The 16,527-nt window shown below is 68.0% G+C and carries 13 protein-coding genes; 8 read left to right on the top strand and 5 right to left on the bottom strand.

What is annotated here, in order from left to right; all coding sequences use genetic code 11:
- Nucleotides 1–51 precede the first annotated feature (51 nt).
- The 5 genes from trxB to gloA all read left to right on the top strand — a co-directional run bounded on the left by trxB (nucleotide 52) and on the right by gloA (nucleotide 5,419).
- Nucleotides 52–1,167 (top strand): thioredoxin-disulfide reductase, encoded by a 1,116-nt coding sequence (gene trxB / locus D103_RS0107130; protein ID WP_026280298.1) that lies wholly within the window; start codon nucleotides 52–54, stop codon nucleotides 1,165–1,167.
- Between the two features lie 4 nt (nucleotides 1,168–1,171).
- Complete coding sequence (locus tag D103_RS0107125; protein ID WP_018876318.1) at nucleotides 1,172–2,410, top strand: GNAT family N-acetyltransferase; 1,239 nt, start codon at nucleotides 1,172–1,174, stop codon at nucleotides 2,408–2,410.
- 252 nt (nucleotides 2,411–2,662) lie between these two features.
- Nucleotides 2,663–3,418: a leucyl/phenylalanyl-tRNA--protein transferase gene (gene aat / locus D103_RS0107120; RefSeq protein WP_018876317.1), complete on the top strand. Its 756-nt coding sequence runs from the start codon at nucleotides 2,663–2,665 to the stop codon at nucleotides 3,416–3,418.
- Nucleotides 3,419–3,840: 422 nt separating this feature from the next.
- On the top strand, nucleotides 3,841–4,515 hold the full coding sequence (locus tag D103_RS0107115) for a hypothetical protein (RefSeq protein ID WP_018876316.1): 675 nt from the start codon (nucleotides 3,841–3,843) through the stop codon (nucleotides 4,513–4,515).
- 403 nt (nucleotides 4,516–4,918) lie between these two features.
- Complete coding sequence (gene gloA, locus D103_RS0107110) at nucleotides 4,919–5,419, top strand: lactoylglutathione lyase (protein ID WP_018866043.1); 501 nt, start codon at nucleotides 4,919–4,921, stop codon at nucleotides 5,417–5,419.
- A 237-nt stretch (nucleotides 5,420–5,656) separates the two neighbouring features.
- Here gloA and D103_RS0107105 read toward each other — a convergent pair whose 3' ends face one another.
- The 5 genes from D103_RS0107105 to D103_RS0107085 all read right to left on the bottom strand — a co-directional run bounded on the left by D103_RS0107105 (nucleotide 5,657) and on the right by D103_RS0107085 (nucleotide 11,329).
- Complete coding sequence (locus D103_RS0107105) at nucleotides 5,657–6,283, bottom strand: peroxiredoxin (RefSeq protein WP_018866042.1); 627 nt, start codon at nucleotides 6,281–6,283, stop codon at nucleotides 5,657–5,659.
- A 178-nt stretch (nucleotides 6,284–6,461) separates the two neighbouring features.
- Nucleotides 6,462–7,118, bottom strand: a complete 657-nt coding sequence (locus D103_RS0107100; RefSeq protein WP_018876315.1) for a hypothetical protein — start codon at nucleotides 7,116–7,118, stop codon at nucleotides 6,462–6,464.
- A gap of 169 nt (nucleotides 7,119–7,287) precedes the next feature.
- On the bottom strand, nucleotides 7,288–8,769 hold the full coding sequence (locus D103_RS0107095) for a sigma-54-dependent Fis family transcriptional regulator (protein WP_026280297.1): 1,482 nt from the start codon (nucleotides 8,767–8,769) through the stop codon (nucleotides 7,288–7,290).
- A 145-nt stretch (nucleotides 8,770–8,914) separates the two neighbouring features.
- On the bottom strand, nucleotides 8,915–9,919 hold the full coding sequence (gene cydB, locus D103_RS0107090; RefSeq protein ID WP_018876313.1) for a cytochrome d ubiquinol oxidase subunit II: 1,005 nt from the start codon (nucleotides 9,917–9,919) through the stop codon (nucleotides 8,915–8,917).
- A 3-nt stretch (nucleotides 9,920–9,922) separates the two neighbouring features.
- The gene (locus tag D103_RS0107085; RefSeq protein WP_018866038.1) at nucleotides 9,923–11,329 is read right to left on the bottom strand and encodes a cytochrome ubiquinol oxidase subunit I; all 1,407 of its coding nucleotides are present in this window, start codon (nucleotides 11,327–11,329) and stop codon (nucleotides 9,923–9,925) included.
- A gap of 368 nt (nucleotides 11,330–11,697) precedes the next feature.
- Between D103_RS0107085 and D103_RS0107080 the strand changes: the two genes are divergently transcribed.
- The 3 genes from D103_RS0107080 to cydC all read left to right on the top strand — a co-directional run bounded on the left by D103_RS0107080 (nucleotide 11,698) and on the right by cydC (nucleotide 16,471).
- Entirely contained in the window at nucleotides 11,698–13,083 is a 1,386-nt protein-coding gene (locus tag D103_RS0107080) for an NAD(P)/FAD-dependent oxidoreductase (protein WP_018876312.1), read from the top strand.
- A gap of 102 nt (nucleotides 13,084–13,185) precedes the next feature.
- Nucleotides 13,186–14,805 carry a thiol reductant ABC exporter subunit CydD gene (gene cydD, locus D103_RS0107075; protein ID WP_018876311.1) on the top strand — a complete coding sequence of 540 codons (1,620 nt, stop codon included), beginning with the start codon at nucleotides 13,186–13,188 and terminating at the stop codon, nucleotides 14,803–14,805.
- The gene (cydC, locus tag D103_RS0107070) at nucleotides 14,798–16,471 is read left to right on the top strand and encodes a thiol reductant ABC exporter subunit CydC (RefSeq protein ID WP_018876310.1); all 1,674 of its coding nucleotides are present in this window, start codon (nucleotides 14,798–14,800) and stop codon (nucleotides 16,469–16,471) included. Before cydD ends, cydC begins: the two co-directional genes overlap by 8 nt.
- Nucleotides 16,472–16,527 lie beyond the last annotated feature (56 nt).

Genomic DNA, 16,527 nt, shown 5'->3' with positions numbered 1-16,527 from the left:
CGGCCCCGCCGCCCCCGCCACGGAATTCATTGTTGCGAGATGGAGAGCGCCATGAGCGACGCCAAGAAGTCCAAGAAGGACAAGAAGAACGCATCCGGCAAGGCCCAGGCCGAGACCCCGAAGATGGCCAGCGCCACCGGGGCCGTGCAGGCCGCCACCGGCGCCGTCCAGCTGGGCGGCGCCACCGAGTCCGAACCGAAAAAGGGCGGCAGCGGCAAGGAAGCGCGCCACTGCCCGCTCTTGATCCTGGGCTCCGGCCCGGCCGGCTGGACCGCCGCGGTCTACGCCGCGCGCGCCAACCTGAACCCGGTCGTGATCACCGGCCTGGAACAGGGCGGCCAGCTGATGACCACCACCGACGTGGACAACTGGCCGGGCGACAACGAGGGCGTGCAGGGCCCCGAACTGATGCAGCGCATGCAGAAGCATGCCGAGCGTTTCGACACCGAGGTGATCTTCGATCACATCCACACGGTGCAGCTGAAGGACAAGCCCTACCGCCTGATCGGCGACTCCGGGGAATACACCTGTGATGCCCTGATCATCTGCACCGGGGCCTCCGCGCAGTACCTGGGGCTGGAGTCCGAGACCACCTTCGCCGGCAAGGGTGTCTCCGCCTGCGCGACCTGCGACGGCTTCTTCTACCGCAACCAGAAGGTCGCGGTGATCGGCGGCGGCAACACCGCCGTGGAAGAGGCCCTGTACCTGTCCAACATCGCCTCCGAGGTGGTGCTGGTGCACCGCCGCGATGCCCTGCGCGCGGAGAAGATCCTGCAGGACAAGCTGTTCGAGAAGGAAAAGAACGGCAACGTCACCATCGAGTGGAACCACACCCTGGACGAGATCCTCGGCGACGCGACCGGCGTGACCGGTGCCCGCCTGAAGCACGCCCAGAGCGGCGAGACGAAGGACATCGACGTGATGGGCGTGTTCATCGCGATCGGCCACAAGCCGAACACCGACATCTTCCAGGGCCAGCTGGACATGGAAGGCGGTTACATCAAGGTGCAAAGCGGCCTGGAGGGCAACGCCACCGCCACCTCCGTACCGGGCGTGTTCGCCGCCGGCGACGTGATGGACCATGTCTACCGCCAGGCGGTCACCTCCGCCGGCACCGGCTGCATGGCCGCACTGGACGCGGAGAAGTACCTGGACAAGCTCGGTTGATCACGTGAGCGCCGAGGGCGATACCCAGGCACCGCACCCGCCGGAGGACGACTCGGGCGACACGCCGGAACGTGTCGAACTGCGCGACGGCCTGGCCGACGTGGACCCGGCCGCCTGGGACGCCCTGACCGGCGGCACCGAGCCGTTCCTGCGCCACGCCTTCCTGGAAGGCCTGGAACGCCACGAGTGCCTGGGGCGCCAGTTCGGCTGGTTCCCGCAGCATGTGCTGATCTTCCGCGACGACCAGCTCGTCGCGGCCGCGCCGGCCTACGCCAAGACCAACAACTACGGCGAGTTCGTGTTCGACTTCGCCTGGGAGAGCGCGTGGAACCGCCAGGGGCTTAACTACTACCCCAAGCTGGTCGTCTCCGTGCCCTACACCCCCGCCACCGGCCCACGCCTGCTGGTGCACCCGGAGGCGCCGGACTTCGATCACCTGCGCACCCTGCTCGTGCGCGCCCTGGTCACCCGCGGGCGCGAGCTGAACGCCTCGGGCGTGAACATCCTGTTCCCCAACCAGGATGATCTGGACGTGACCCGCGAGCTGGGGCTGGCCGAGCGCATGGGCTGCCAGTACCACTGGACGAACGCGGACTACACAAGCTTCGACGACTTCCTGGCCGCGCTCAGCTCGAAAAAGCGCAAGAACATCAAGCGCGAACGCCGCCGCGTCAATGAGGCCGGCATCGAGTTCCGCACGCTGACCGGGGCCACCGGATCGCCCGAGGACTGGGCGCGCTTCCACCGTTTCTACGTCGACACCTTCGAGAAGCACATGGGCATCCCGACGCTGTCGGAGGCCTTTTTTGTGGAGACGGCTGCGGCGCTGGGCGATCAGGTGGTGCTGTTCGAGGCCCGGCGACCCAGCGAGACGGGGGACGACGAGACCATCGCCGCGGCCCTTTGCTACCGCAGCCACGACACCCTGTACGGGCGCTTCTGGGGCTGCACCGAGGAGCTGGCCGACCTGCACTTCGAGACCTGCTACTACCAGGGCATCGAATTCTGCATCCACGAAGGACTGGCCCGCTTCGAGCCCGGCGCCCAGGGCGAACACAAGATCCCGCGCGGCTTCCTGCCCACGCCCACCTACTCCGCCCACATGATCCTGACCGAGGGCTTCGACCAGCCCGTGCGCGACTTCTGCGAACGCGAGGCCCAGATGATGCAGGCCCACTGCGAACGCCTGCACGAACACTCGCCATACCGGCAGGTCCAACCCGACGATGCACCTCGCGCCTGAACCATCCCCCGTAGGAGGCCAGCCCTCTGGCCGATGGCGCGTAGCCAATGCCGCAATCGCCGAGAGGGCTCGGCTCCTACAAGGCTTGGCATACAACCGGGGCCCGGTTCGCCCCGCAGAGACGATCTTCGTGGGAGCGGGCTCGCCCGCGAAGCCCCTGCCCGCGCGGGGCGCCGCCACTGGCCCTTCGCCTGCAAGCAGGCTCCTACAAAACCCGGGCCTCCAATCTCGGGGCATGCACGGAAGCGCCCCATGAACTCCAGCCCGCAGATCACCCTGCCCTGGCTGGACCCGGAGCACCCGGAGGCCCCGTTCCCGGACCCGGCGCATGCCCTGACCGAGCCGAACGGCCTGCTCGCGGCCGGGGGCGATCTGTCCGTGCCACGTCTGCTCAATGCCTACCGCTCCGGCGTGTTCCCCTGGTTCGAGGCCGGGCAGCCGATCCTGTGGTGGAGCCCGGACCCGCGCGCGGTGCTGGAGCCGGGTCACTTCCGCCTGCACCGCAGCCTGAAGAAGGCGATCCGCAACCGTGGCTACACGGTCAGCTTCGATCGCGCCTTCGAGGCCGTGATCGAGGCCTGCGCCGCGCCGCGCGACTACGCCGACGGGACGTGGATCACCGCCAGCATGCAGCAGGCCTACATCGCCCTGCACCGCACGGGGCACGCACACTCGGTGGAGGTCTGGGACGGCCCGCGCCTGATCGGCGGGCTCTACGGCGTGGCCGTGGGGCGGCTGTTCTGCGGCGAGTCCATGTTCTCGCGCGAGCGCGACGCCTCCAAGATCGCGCTCGCCTGGCTCAGCCGCCACCTGGTCGCCTGGGGCTGGCCCCTGGTGGATGTGCAGATGGAGACCGCCCATCTTCTCAACCTGGGGGCCGTGACCCTGCCCCGCCGCGAGTTCATCGCCCGCATCCGTGACATCGCGAACGAACCCGTCGAACCCGGCCCGTGGCAGACCGACACTGCCCTGAGCCCCCTCGACCCCGGCTGGAACACCGCCGCATAACAACAGTGTCGCCCATGCTCTTTGTGGGAGCGGGCTTGCCCGCGAATGGCTTTTACCAAGTTCCGACGGGGGCAGGGGCTTCGCGGGCAAGCCCGCTCCCACACGCCACTGCCACACCCCCCCGCTCCCTCCACAGAGCTCCCTCCCCGCTCGCCCCCGCCCCCGTCACTGCGAGGAGGCGCAGCCGACGTGGCAGTCTGCTGGGGGTATTCCGGCGCCGGGGGCTGCGTCGGGCGATTGCTTCGCGGCGCTCGCAATGACGGGATGGTGGAGCAACCGGGAACCCGTATGCCCGACACTGCGAGGCGCCCGCAGGGGCCGGGGCAGCCTCCGAAACCGGGCACGTCAGCCGGCGCACCCTTGGCCCCCGTTGCGGGTGCTTTATACTCCCGGCCATTAGGGGAACCGAGCGGGAGATTCGGGTGGGCAAGGCAGATCAGGAGGAATGGCGGGCCATGGCGCTCAACGGGCTGCGCGCGGGCCTGCTGCTGGCGCTGGCCGTGATCACGGCGGGCTGTGCGACGCTGGCGCCATCGCCACCTCAGGACCAGAGCAATATCTGCGAGATCTTCCGCGAGCAGCCACGCTGGTACGACTACGCGCGTGATTCCGAACGCGAATGGGGCACGCCCATCGCCACGCAGATGTCGTTCATCCAGCAGGAGTCCTCGTTCCGCAGCCACGTGCGCCCCGACCGCGAGCGGCTGCTGGGCTTCATCCCGTGGAGCCGGCCATCCTCCGCGCGGGGCTACGCCCAGGCGCAGGATCCGGTCTGGGGCGAATACCGGGAGGATGCCGGCAGTCGCTTCGCGCGGCGCACGCACATGAAACACGCCACCGACTTCATCGGCTGGTACAACGATCGCACCCAGCGCATGACCGGCGTACCGCTGCACAACGCGGAGCACCTCTACCTTGCCTACCACGAGGGTCAGGGCGGCTACAGCCGTGGCAGTTATCAGAACAAGCCGCAGGTGCGGGCCGCGGCGCGCCAGGTCGCCCAGCGGGCCGACCGCTACGAGTCCCAGCTGGCGAGCTGCGAATCCGAGTTCCGCTGCCGCCGCTTCTACCAGGTCTGGCCCTTCTGCCGCGGGTAGCCCGGTCGATGACGCGGGCTCCCGACCGGTAGATCCGGAATTACCGGTGCGCGGTTTCCGGGGCGACGATCCTTGTAGGAGCGGGCTCGCCCGCGAAGCCCCTGCCCGCGCCGGAGTCCATCGCAAGCCCTTCGCCTGCAAGCAGGCTCCTGCGCGGCCAGGCATGCGACCGGGGTCTGGTGGTCCATCATCCCGGCCGCAGCGAAGCGCCGGGATTTCCCACCGCAGCCTCCAACGTCGGGGCAACCCGACAGACTGCCGCGTCGGCGGCGCCTCCTCGCAGTGACGGGGGAGTCGCGTTCCCGACCGCTCGATCTCAACACGTGACGGCGGCACTTGAGGGAACCCGCACCGCCGTGTTCCAGTCTCCGGAGTACCCTCTTACGGACTACAAGGACGCACCATGAGCGACAATCCCACGGCCGGCTTTCGCTTCAACCACACCATGCTGCGCGTGAAGGATCCGCAGAAGGCGCTGGACTTCTACCAGCGCGTGTTCGGCATGCAGCTGGTGAAGACGCTGGATTTCCCGGAGTTCGAGTTCACGCTCTACTTCCTGGCGCAGATCGGCGAGGACGAACCGCAGCCGCCGAAGGACGCCGGCGAGGCCACCCGCTGGATGTTCAGCCAGCGCGGCATCCTGGAGCTGACCTACAACTACGGCACCGAGAAGGACGCCGGCTTCCACTACCACGACGGCAACGAAGAGCCGCAGGGCTTCGGCCACATCTGCTTTTCGGTCCCGGATCTGGACGCGGCCGTGCGCTGGTTCGACCAGAACAATGTTGAATTCGTGAAGCGCCCGGACGAGGGCGGCCTGAAGGACATCGCCTTCGTGAAGGACCTCGACGGCTACTGGATCGAGATCCTCGAACCCAGCCGTCTGACGGGGCTGGGGCGGTAGGCCCCACCGCCAACCGAGCGGGTGGCGCCGCCAGGTGTTGCCCGCCACCGGCGCTGGCGGGGGCTTCGCGCGCGAGCGCGCTCCTGCAGGGTTGGGGCTAGCCCCGGCTCACCGGAAAAGGCCAGCGATTCACCTCAGCGGGCGCTGTACCCAAACATAAAAAGGGCCCCTTTGCGGGGCCCTCCACTCTCCAGAGCGTTCCGGCGTTAGCGGCCGGTGCGATCGTCGCCCGATCGCTTAGACCTGGGTGTAGCGCAGGTAGGAGCGGATCTCCTCGAAGCCCTGCGGGAACTTCTTCTGCGCATCTTCGTTGCTGACCGTCGGCGGGATGATCACGCGAGCACCCGGGGTCCAGTCGGCCGGCGTCGCGATGCCGTGCTGGTCACCGGTCTGCAGCGCATCGATCACGCGCAGGATCTCGTCGAAGTTGCGGCCCACCGACATCGGGTAGGTCATCATCAGCCGGATCTTCTTGTTCGGGTCGATGATGTAGACCGAGCGTACGGCGGCGGTCTCGCTCTCGCCCGGGTGAATCATCTCGTAGAGCTCCGAGATCTTCTTGTCGGCGTCGGCGACGATCGGGAACTCCAGCGTGGTGTTCTGGGTGTCGTTGACGTCCTCGATCCACTTGTTGTGCTCCTCGACCGTGTCGGTCGACAGCCCGAGCGGCTTGGTGTTGCGGTCCGCGAACTGCTTGGCCAGCTGCGCGGTACGGCCCATCTCGGTGGTGCACACCGGGGTGAAGTCGGCCGGGTGGCTGAAGAAGAAGCACCAGGAGTCGCCAATCCATTCGTGGAAGTCGATCTTGCCCTTGGTGGTGTCAATCTGGAAATTCGGTGCGGTATCGCCCAAACGCAGTGCCATGATGTACTCCTTGCTTTGAAAGTTTGATCGGGTCGTTCATGGGGTCGTGCCTCCATGTACGTCTTACTTTATCTGTCGACCCGAATATAGTGAATTACTTATTTCTTAACGCAACGATAGTTTTTCACTAAAGCGGGCCAGGCAAGACGGCCCCTGCCCCAGCCCGCTGACCACGGGCCTACATGCGACGGAACAAGTCCACCAGGTCTTCACGCATGTCCTGACGACCCATCTCCTCGGTCGTGAAGCCGTCGCCATCGAAGTTCACGCCCAGCATCACCGCCTGACCCGCCTCCAGGTCGGGCTGGAGCGCCACCATGCGGAGCCCTTCCAGATAGTCAGCCACCGCTTCGTCGGCCTCCGCGACAGCCTGGACCTGCTTCTGCATCCACGAGGAGATGTGCAGCACCAGGGTGCCGTCCCACTCCGAGGCGGCGAGCTCCTGCAGGTAGGCGTGGGCCAGCGCCACGTTCTCATCGCGATCCAGCTCGCCCCCCAGCGCCAGGTAGGCCACGTCCTTGTCCGCGGTCACATGCACCGCGGCGGCGGCATCCTCGCCGGAGCGCAGCGTCGCGATCTGGAAGCCCGCCCGCGGATCGGCCGAGAGCATGGATGCGCCCAGGCCACCCGCCAGGGCACCACAGATGGGTGACGGATTATTGATCACGGCCATCGAACCGGCGCCCATCTGGTTGACGATGGCCTGCCCGACCCCGGCACTGGCCATGGAGCGGATGGTCTGTTGCTCGCCAAACGAAAGGGGCTCGGCAGCGGCCAGCATCGGGGTCGCCAGTAGGGCGGCGGACAGGGAGAGGGTCATTGCGGTCTTTTTCATCAGAGACTCCGGTCTTTAAGCTGTATTGGAATATCGTGTTTTACTGATGCTTATGGCGGTATCTCACCACTCCCGTCCCTTGTGACAGGCAGTGGCCGGACGTCCGACCGCCCACGCGGACGTCGTTTAAACCCGGGCGAGACGCGTTACCCGACCCGCCCGGGCACTTTCAGTCTTGCTCGTCGGCGTCGCCCTCCAGCTGGCTCAGACGGCGGTACAGGCTGCGCTCGCTGATCCCGAGGGTCCTTGCCAGCGCACGGCGGTCCCCGGGGTACACCGCAGCCGCGTGCCGCAGGTACTCGCGCTCGATCTCGTCCAGCGGGCGCAGTGACTGCGGGTGCAGCAACCCTTCCAGTCCGCCAGTCCTGGCCCCGACCGGGGACGGACCGCCTTGCCGCACGCGGTCCGGCAGGTGTTCCGGACGGATCGCCTCGCCGTCTGCCAGCAAGGCCGCGCGCTCGAGGATGTTGCGCAGCTCGCGCACATTGCCGGGGAAGGAATACTGCTCGAGAACTCTCAGCGTCTCGTCTTCCAGGCGCGGTGGCACGACCAGATCCAGGCGCTCGCCAAGGGCCTCCAGCAGCAACGGGATGTCCTCCACCCGCTCGCGCAGCGGGGGCACCTCGATCGGAAAGGTGTTGATGCGGTAGTAGAGGTCCTCGCGAAACTCGCCGGCACGCACCATGGACTCGAGGTCGCGGTGGGTCGCGCAGACCAGGCGGAAATCCGCCCGCCGCGACTCGACGCCTCCGACCCGGCGATAGGCATGGGTCTCCAGCAGCCGCAGCAGCTTGACCTGCTGGCTCAGCGGGATATCCCCCACCTCGTCCAGGAACAGGGTGCCCCCGGCTGACGCCTCGACCAGCCCGGCCTTGGCCGACGCGGCGCCGGTAAAGGCACCGCGCTCGTGGCCGAACAGCTCGCTTTCGAACAGGGTTTCGGTCAGCCCCGAACATTCCACGGGCACGAACGGCGACTTGTGCCGCGGACTCGCCTCGTGAATCGCGCGGGCGATGAGTTCCTTGCCCGTGCCGGACTCGCCAAGCAGGAGGGCCGACGCATTACTCGGCGCCACCCGGCTGATCATCCCCAGCATGGCATTGAAGGCCCTGGAGCGACCGACCAGCCCGCCGCTGCCCGCCTGTGGCGCAGACACCGGCAGGTGATGCAGGCGTTCGATCAGGTAACGGATCTCCCCGTCAGCATCCCGGATCGGCAGCAACTCGACGTCCACGTGCTCGCGCCCGGCCTCGGTGTGATGCACGTGCAGCACGCGTTCGCGGTGGCCACTGCCCAGCGCGGCCCGCAGGGGGCAGGACTCCCCCGCCTCGTCGCAGGGGCGGCGGAAGCCATGGGAGGCCTCGAAGCAGGTGCGACCGGAGCCATCGCGATCAGTCCCGTAGATGCGCTGGTAGGCGCCATTGGCCGCCAGGATCCGATAATCCGGGGACAGCAGGATGGCCGGTTCACGAAATACCTCCAGCACCTGGCGCAGGGTCCCCACGTGGGGGTCCAGGGGTGCCGACTCCTTCTTCGGGATGCTGGTCACGTCGCCTCGCAACAAGGGGTCCTGGAAGGCGTATCCGACGCCGGGACCGACGCCGTCACGCTGTCCCATAGACACGTTCAACCGAGCGATGTTCAACACCATGGCATCACCCCTTACTGGTGACCTGACGGCCCGCCATCCGGACCCTGCCCCGCTGCCGGCTCCCTGCAGCCGCGAGGATGGGTGTCCTGAATGGCGGACTCGCGCATTCCCGAACGGCCCTGTGGCACGCGCCGGACGCTCCCGCCTAGTGATACCCGGTCTCCGGGGTCACCTTTCCGCGGAAGACCCAGTAGGTCCAGGCGGTGTAGCCCAGGATGATCGGGATCACGAACAACGCCCCCACCAGAATGAACAGCTGCGCATCCGGCGAGGAGGCGGCATCCCAGAAGGTGTAGTCCGGCGGCACCACGTACGGCCACTTGCTCACCAGCAGTCCCAGGTAGGTGGTGATGAACAGGGCAATCGTGGCGACGAACGGGATCCCTTCATCTCGCCGGCGCACCGCGCGGATCAGGACCCAGGCGGAGAACAGCGCCAGCGCCGGGAGCACCCAGAGGTACTGCCAGGTCCCCATCCAGCGCTCCATCACCTTCGGGTCGATGAACGGGGTAATCAGGCTCACCGCGCCGAACACCAGCAGCACGACCGCCAGCATCCAGGGCGCCACCCGATAGGCAAAGGCCTGGGTATCACCCTCGGTCTTCACAATCAGCCAGGTCGCGCCCAGCAGGGCATAGCCCGCCAGCAGCCCGATGCCGGTGAGGACGGTGAACGGCGTCAGCCAGTCGAGCGGACCGCCGGCGAAGCTGAAGCCGTCCATCTCGAAGCCCTGGATATAGGCACCCACTACCGCGCCCTGGGCGAAGGCCGCCACCGCCGAGCCGACCGCGAAGGCGGCGTTCCACAGGCCCTTGGAGCGGTGCGCCTTGAAGCGGAACTCGAAGGCCACGCCGCGGAAGATCAGCCCCGCCAGCATCAGGAAGACCCCGATATAAAGCGCCGGCAGGAACACCGAGTACACCAGCGGGAAGGCGGCCAGCAGGCCCGCGCCGCCGAGGATCAGCCAGGTCTCGTTGCCGTCCCACACCGGGGCGACGGAGTTCATCATCACGTCGCGCGAGGTCTCCCCCGGGGCGAAGGGGAAGAGGATCCCCACCCCGAGGTCGAACCCGTCCATCAGCACGTAGGCGATCACGCCCACGGCAATGATGACGACCCAGATCAGCGTGATATCGATCGTGGTTTCCATCACTTAGCTCCTTGCACCGCTGACCGCGGCGTCATCGACGAAGGTGTCAGCGGCCGACAGCGGACGCTTGGCGTGCGCCGGCGCATGCACGGCATCGGCCGGTTCCGGGCCCTGACGCACGATGCGCACCAGGTAGTAGACGCCCCCGGTGAACACCGCCGCGTAGACCGCCACATAGCCGATCAGGGTGAACAGGGCCATGCCACCGGTCAGGGCCGGGGTAATGCCCTCGGCATGATTCATCACGCCGTAGACCAGCCAGGGCGCGCGCCCGGTCTCGGTCACGAACCAGCCCGCGACCACCGCCAGGAACGGCGCCGGGATCATCCAGGCCAGCCCCTTGAGGAACAGCGGCGAGGCATACATCCGGCGGCGGAAGCGCAGCCAGGCACCCGCCAGCGCGAACAGGATCATCACCATGCCAATCGCCACCATCACGCGGAACGACCAGAAGGTGATGCCCACCGGCGGACGTTCCTCGGCCGGAACCTCCAGCAGGCCAGGCACTTCCCCGTCCATCTCGTGGGTGAGGATGAAGCTCGCCATCTTCGGGATACCGATCTCGAAGTGATTGGTCTCGTTGGCCGAGTCCGGGATCGCGAACAAGAGCAGCGGCGCCCCGCGCTCGGTCTCCCACACGCCTTCCATCGCCGCCACCTTGGTCGGCTGATGCTCGAAGGTGTTGAGGCCGTGGATATCACCGACCACCAGCTGCGCCGGTGCCGCGAACAGCAGCACCCACATGGTGGTGCCCAGGGCCTTGCGGTTCATCACCACGTCGCGCTGGCGCAGCAGGTACCAGGCGGAGACCCCGGCGACCACGAAGCCGGCGGTAAGCAGAGAGGCCAGCCCCATGTGGAAGAAGCGCGGCCAGAAACTCGGGTTGAAGATCGCCGTGATCCAGGACGTGACATGGAACACCCCGTCCTGCAGCTCGAAGCCGACCGGTGTCTGCATCCAGCTGTTGGCCACCAGGATCCAGAACGACGAGATGAAGGTGCCCAGCGCGACCATCAGGGCCGAGAACAGGTGCACGCCCTGCGGCACCCGGTCACGCCCGAACAGCAGCACGCCCAGGAACGCCGCCTCCAGGAAGAATGCGGTGAGCACCTCGTAGGACAGCACCGGCCCGAGGAAATTGGCCGTGGCATAGGAGAACGCACTCCAGTTGGTTCCGAACTGGAACGACATCACCAGGCCGGAGACCACGCCCATACCGAAGACCACCGCGAAGATCTTGATCCAGAACTTCGAGATCTGGGTATAGATCGTGTCACCGGTCTTCCAGGCGCGAAATTCCAGAAACGCGATAAACGAAGCCAGCCCGATCGTGAACACCGGGAAGATCGCGTGAAACGAAACCACGAACGCGAACTGGATTCGCGAGAGTAGTATGGGGTCGAGCTCCATGGCCTTTCCTCCGTTATCAGGGGCACGCCGGGATGACGTATCGATGAACCCCTAACAAGTACCGTGCCAGAGTTCCGGTCCGGACCCCGGCGGCGCGCTGCAGGCGACTGGTCCGTGTCTTGGCGCCTGGCCAACGCCCGCCAACGCCGCCCCGGTTCTGCCATTTTTGGCAGCCGGGCTACAGGGGACTGCCATTTATGGCAGGCCGTCACCGCCAGCACGGGCGCCCAGGCCCCGACGGGGCGGTCTGCCGGTGTTGGCATGCAACTTGTAAGCATTCCGTCACACGAAGCGCCCGGCAGACGGCGCGACCCTCAGAACTGGCCCGCCCGGTCCCCGGAGCGGCAGACGGATACGCGGAGAGAGCCATGCATCAGCCCGAAGACCCGAAGCACCCCGAGATTGACCAGGCCCTGGCCCGGCAGGCCCGGGAGACCTTGCGAGGACTGTCCCGGCGCGATTTCCTGAAGATCGCCGGTGCCGCCGGCCTGGTGTCGGCGACTGGCGTGCAGGCCGCCCCGGCCCGCGCGGCGGTCTCCAGCCAGGCGCGCATCGTGGTGCTCGGTGGCGGGGCCGCCGGCATGACCATGGCCGCCCGCCTGCGCGACCTGCTTGACGGCGCACGCATCACCATCGTCGAGCCCAGCGAGATCCATCATTACCAGCCCGGCTGGACCCTGGTGGCCGCGGGCGTTTATTCCGTGGGCGAGGTCCAGCGCCGCAATGAACGCTATATCCCGCGCGGCGTCGACTGGGTGCGCTCCGCGGTGGCGGCCATCGATCCCGAATCGCAACGGGTCGAGACGACCGACGGCGACCGGCTGGACTACGACTTCCTGGTGGTCGCCACCGGGCTGCACCTGGACTTTGAAGCCATCGAAGGGTTGCGCCGCGAGGATATCGGGCGTCCCGGCCTGACCAGCCTGTATGCCAGCGCCGAGGCCGCGCGTGATGCCTACGAACAGATCCATGCGTTCGGCGAGAACGGCGGGGTGGCGCGGTTTACCATCCCCAATACGCCGATCAAGTGTGCCGGGGCGCCGATCAAGGCGACCTTCATCGCCGATGACCTGCTGCGCTCGGCCGGTCAGCGCGCCGGGGCCGATTTCCACTATCACACGGGGTCGGACACCCTGTTCAGCGTGCAGCGCTTTGACCGCATGGTGCGCGACCTGTATGCGGAACGCGGCGTGAGCGTGAATGACGGAGGTGCCCTGGTGGCGGTGGATGTCGACGCCCGCCAGGCCCAGTTCGAGACCCGCGACGGCGGGCGCGAGACGGTGGACTACGACTATCTCCACGTGACCCCGCCGATGCGCGCGCACGACTTTGTGCGTGACGCCGGGCTGGCGGTGGAGGACGGTCCCCTGGCGGCCGGAGGCTGGCTGGCGGTGGATGACCGCACGCTGCAGCATACGGATTACCCGAACATCTTCGGCGCCGGCGACGTCGTCGCGACCGCGATCGGCAAGACCGCCTCCACCGTGCGCTCGCATGGCGCGGTGATGCCGGACAACCTGGTGGACGTGATCCAGGATCGCGAACCGTCGCGGCAGTTCGACGGCTACACCTCCTGCCCGCTGATCACCGAAGTGGGCAAGGCCGCGCTGGTGGAATTCGATTACACCCTGCAGGAGGTGCCGACCTTCAGCTTCCTCGACCAGGGGGAACCCAGCTGGATGTGGTGGCGCCTGAAGGTGCATATGATTAAGCCGCTGTACTTCAACATGCTGCGCGGGCGCTACCTGCGCTAGTCAATGCCGCAACCGGGCGAAACAGGCGCCCCGCCGCCGGACCACCGTGCCGCGCCGGGGCCATGGCTGCGCGCACGGCAACGGCCACACCGCCACTGGCTGGTGCTCAGTGCCGCCAGCACGCTGGTGGCCACGCTGGCGACCATTGCGCTGGCGGGGCTCGTGGCCTGGGCGGTGCACGGCACGCTGTTCGCCGCCGACCCCCCGTACCTGCCGGGCATCCTGCTGGGCGGCCTCGCCTTGCTCGGTCTGCGCTATGCCGCCCAGGCCCTGCGCGACCTGGCGGGACACCGCCTCGCCTTTGCGGTCAAGCAGCAGCTGCGCACCGATCTCCTGCAACAGGTCCGGCATGCCGGACCCGCGCGCCTGGCCGGACAGACGACCGCGGGCGCCTGGGCGGAGCAGTTCCAGACGCGGGTGGATGACCTGACCGGCTACTATGCGCGTTACCTGCCGGCCCGCCAGGCGGTCATCCTGACGCCACTGGCCATCCTGGCCGCGGCCTTCTGGCTGGACTGGCTCGCCGCCCTGCTGTTGCTGCTCGCCGCCCCGCTGATCCCGGCCTTCATGGCGATCGTCGGCATGGGTGCGGAACAGATCCACCGGCGTCAGCAAGAGGAGGCCAACCGTCTGGCGGGGCACTTCCTCGACCGCATCCGCAGCCTGGACTGGCTGCGCCGGGCCCGCGCCATCACGGCCACCGAGATCGAGGTCGTCGAGCGCAGCCACCAGCAACGCCGCCTGACCATGCGCACCCTCCGGGTCGCATTCCTGTCCTCGGCGATCATGGAGTTCTTCAGCGCGGTCGCGATCGGCATGGTCGCGATCTACATCGGCTTCGCCCTGTTCGGCGCCATCGACTATGGCCCGGCCGGGGACATCACCCTGTTCACCGGGTTGTTCATCCTGCTGCTGGCGCCGGAGTATTTCCTGCCCCTGCGCCAGTTCGCCCAGAGCTACCATGACCGCGCCGGTGCGCTGGCCGCCGCCGAGAGCCTCGCTCCCGCGCTTGCTTCGCCCAACGGGGCCGAGGCTTCAGCCGCGGTCACCGAGGTCACCGGCGGGGACGAGACCGACCCCTTGCTGAAACTCGAGGATGTGATGGTGCACTACCCGGGTCAGCGCACACCGGTCCTCAAGCATCTCGACCTCGAGATTCAAGCGGGGGCGCATCTCGCACTGACCGGCCCCAGTGGCAGCGGAAAATCCACCCTTCTGGCGGTATGTGCCGGCTTTCTGCCCCCCACCGAGGGCCGCATTCAACGCCATGCCCGGGCCCGCCATTTCGCCTGGATCGACCAGGATGCCCATCTGTTCCACGGTAGCCTGCGCGAAAACCTGCAGCTGGCCCGCCATGCAATGATCCCCGATGCCGAGATGGCCACGGCACTGGAACAGGCCGGGTTACCCCTCGACGCGCCCGAGCTCCCCGACGGCCTGGACACCGCCATCGGCGAGGCCCGGCACGGCCTCTCCGGCGGCCAGGCCCAGCGGGTCGCCGTCGCGCGCGCACTGCTCTCCGGGCACCGCCTCTGGCTGCTCGACGAACCGACCAGCGCGCTCGACGTGAAGACCGAAGAGGCACTCCTGGACACGCTGTTCCGGCTGGCCGACACCCGTGGCCTGACGCTGGTGATCGCGAGCCATCATGCCGCCATCCACCGGCGCTGCCCGCAACAGCTGGAGCTGGCGCCGGTCACGCCGGAGACACCCCATGCGTGACGAAACCCGCGCCAACCTCGCTTTTCTGCACCGCGTCTTCCGCCGGCGCCGCGTCTGGTACTGGGGCGCCTGGGGCCTGCTGGCATTGACCTGGATCGCCGGGATCGCCCTGCTGGCGCTGTCCGGCTGGTTTATCACCGCGACCGCGCTGGCCGGCGCGGGACTTCTGGCCACCCTGGACCTCTACGTACCGTCCGGTGGCATCCGTACCGCCGCGATCAGCCGCACCCTGGCACGCTATTTCGAGCGTCTGGTCAGTCACGAGGCGGTGCTGCGCAGCCTGGCCGATCTGCGCGGCCACAGCTTCCGCGGGCTCGCCGCACTGCCCATGGCACGCGTTCGCGCCTACCGCAGTGGCGACCTGCAGACCCGCCTGACCAGCGACATCGACACCCTCGATGGGATGCCCCTGCGGGTGGTCGGACCGATGGTCGCCGCGGCCATCAGCCTCGTGGTCACGCTGGTCATCGCCATTTGGCTGGCGCCCTGGCCCGCCGCGGCCGTGCTCGCCGTCTCCGGTCTTGCAACACTTGCCGTCTCCGCGCTGCTTGCACTGGCCGGGCAGCGCCGCAGCCACGCGCTGGTGCAGGCCCGGGCGCGCGAACGCATCGGGCTGTTCGACTACATTGGCGGCCTGGCCGAGCTTCTGGCCTACGACCGCGCGCGCGGACACGAGGCCTCGCTGCGCCGCGAGAACGCGACCTACGCGCGCCAGCAACGCGCCCAGGAGGCGTTCGGCGTCGGGTCCGAACAGGCCGTGCAGGCCGTGGTCGGCGCATCCGCGCTGCTGATGCTGGTTCTCGCCCTGGGCTGGTACCGCGACGGGACCCTGAGCGCGCCTGTGGCGGTACTGCTGCCGCTGATGACCCTGGGATTGGGCGAGGTCCTCGGCAGCCTGCCCGGGGCGTGGTGGCGTGCCGGCGAGAGCCTGAAGGCCGCCGGGCGCGTGCAGCATCTCGAAGCAGCCGGGCAGGCCCCGGCAGGGGCCGCACGCCCGGCCCCTGCCGACCACGCCCCCGTGCTGCAGGCCCACGGCCTGACCATCGGCTTTCACCGCGAACGCCCGCTGCTCGGCCCCCTGGACCTCGCCCCCGCGCGTGGCCGTCCACTGGTGATCAGCGGGACCAGCGGGCGCGGCAAGAGCACGCTTCTGGACACCCTCGCCGGCGAACTGCCGCCCCTGACCGGGCGCATCGCGCTTGGCGGCGACGATCTCGATCGAATCTCGGCCGACACCCGGTACCGCCATCTCAGCTACCTGCCTCAGGGGCTGCAACTGCCGGACACCTCCCTCCGCGACATCCTGGAGCCGCGTCACACACATCTCAGCGATGCGGCCCTGTGGGAGGCTCTGGAGCAGGTGGATCTGGCGGATGCCGTGCGTGGCACGGAAGAAGGCCTGGACTACCGCATCGGCGAAGCTGGCTCGTACCTCTCCGGCGGCCAGCGGCGCCGGCTCGCCCTGGCGGCGATCCTCCTTCAGGACCGTCCCGTCGTCCTGCTCGATGAACCCTTCGCCGGCCTCGACCCGAGGACCCTCGAGCGCGTACTGTCCCGCATCGGCCCGTGGCTGAACCAGCGCCAGTGCCTGCTCGTGACCCACGCCCCGGAATCCCTGCCGCGCGACTGGCCCCGCCTCGATCTCGGCCGCCCCGCCCCCTCCTGAACCCGGACCGAAGGGATACCCCCGCAGTCGAAATGCGAACAGCGCCGCGCGGACCT

The organism is Thioalkalivibrio sp. ALE31, from assembly GCF_000377405.1.
Taxonomy (GTDB): Bacteria; Pseudomonadota; Gammaproteobacteria; order Ectothiorhodospirales; family Ectothiorhodospiraceae; genus Thioalkalivibrio.
Note: the sequence above shows the minus strand (reverse complement) of the source record. Positions and strands in the feature narration are given on the sequence as shown.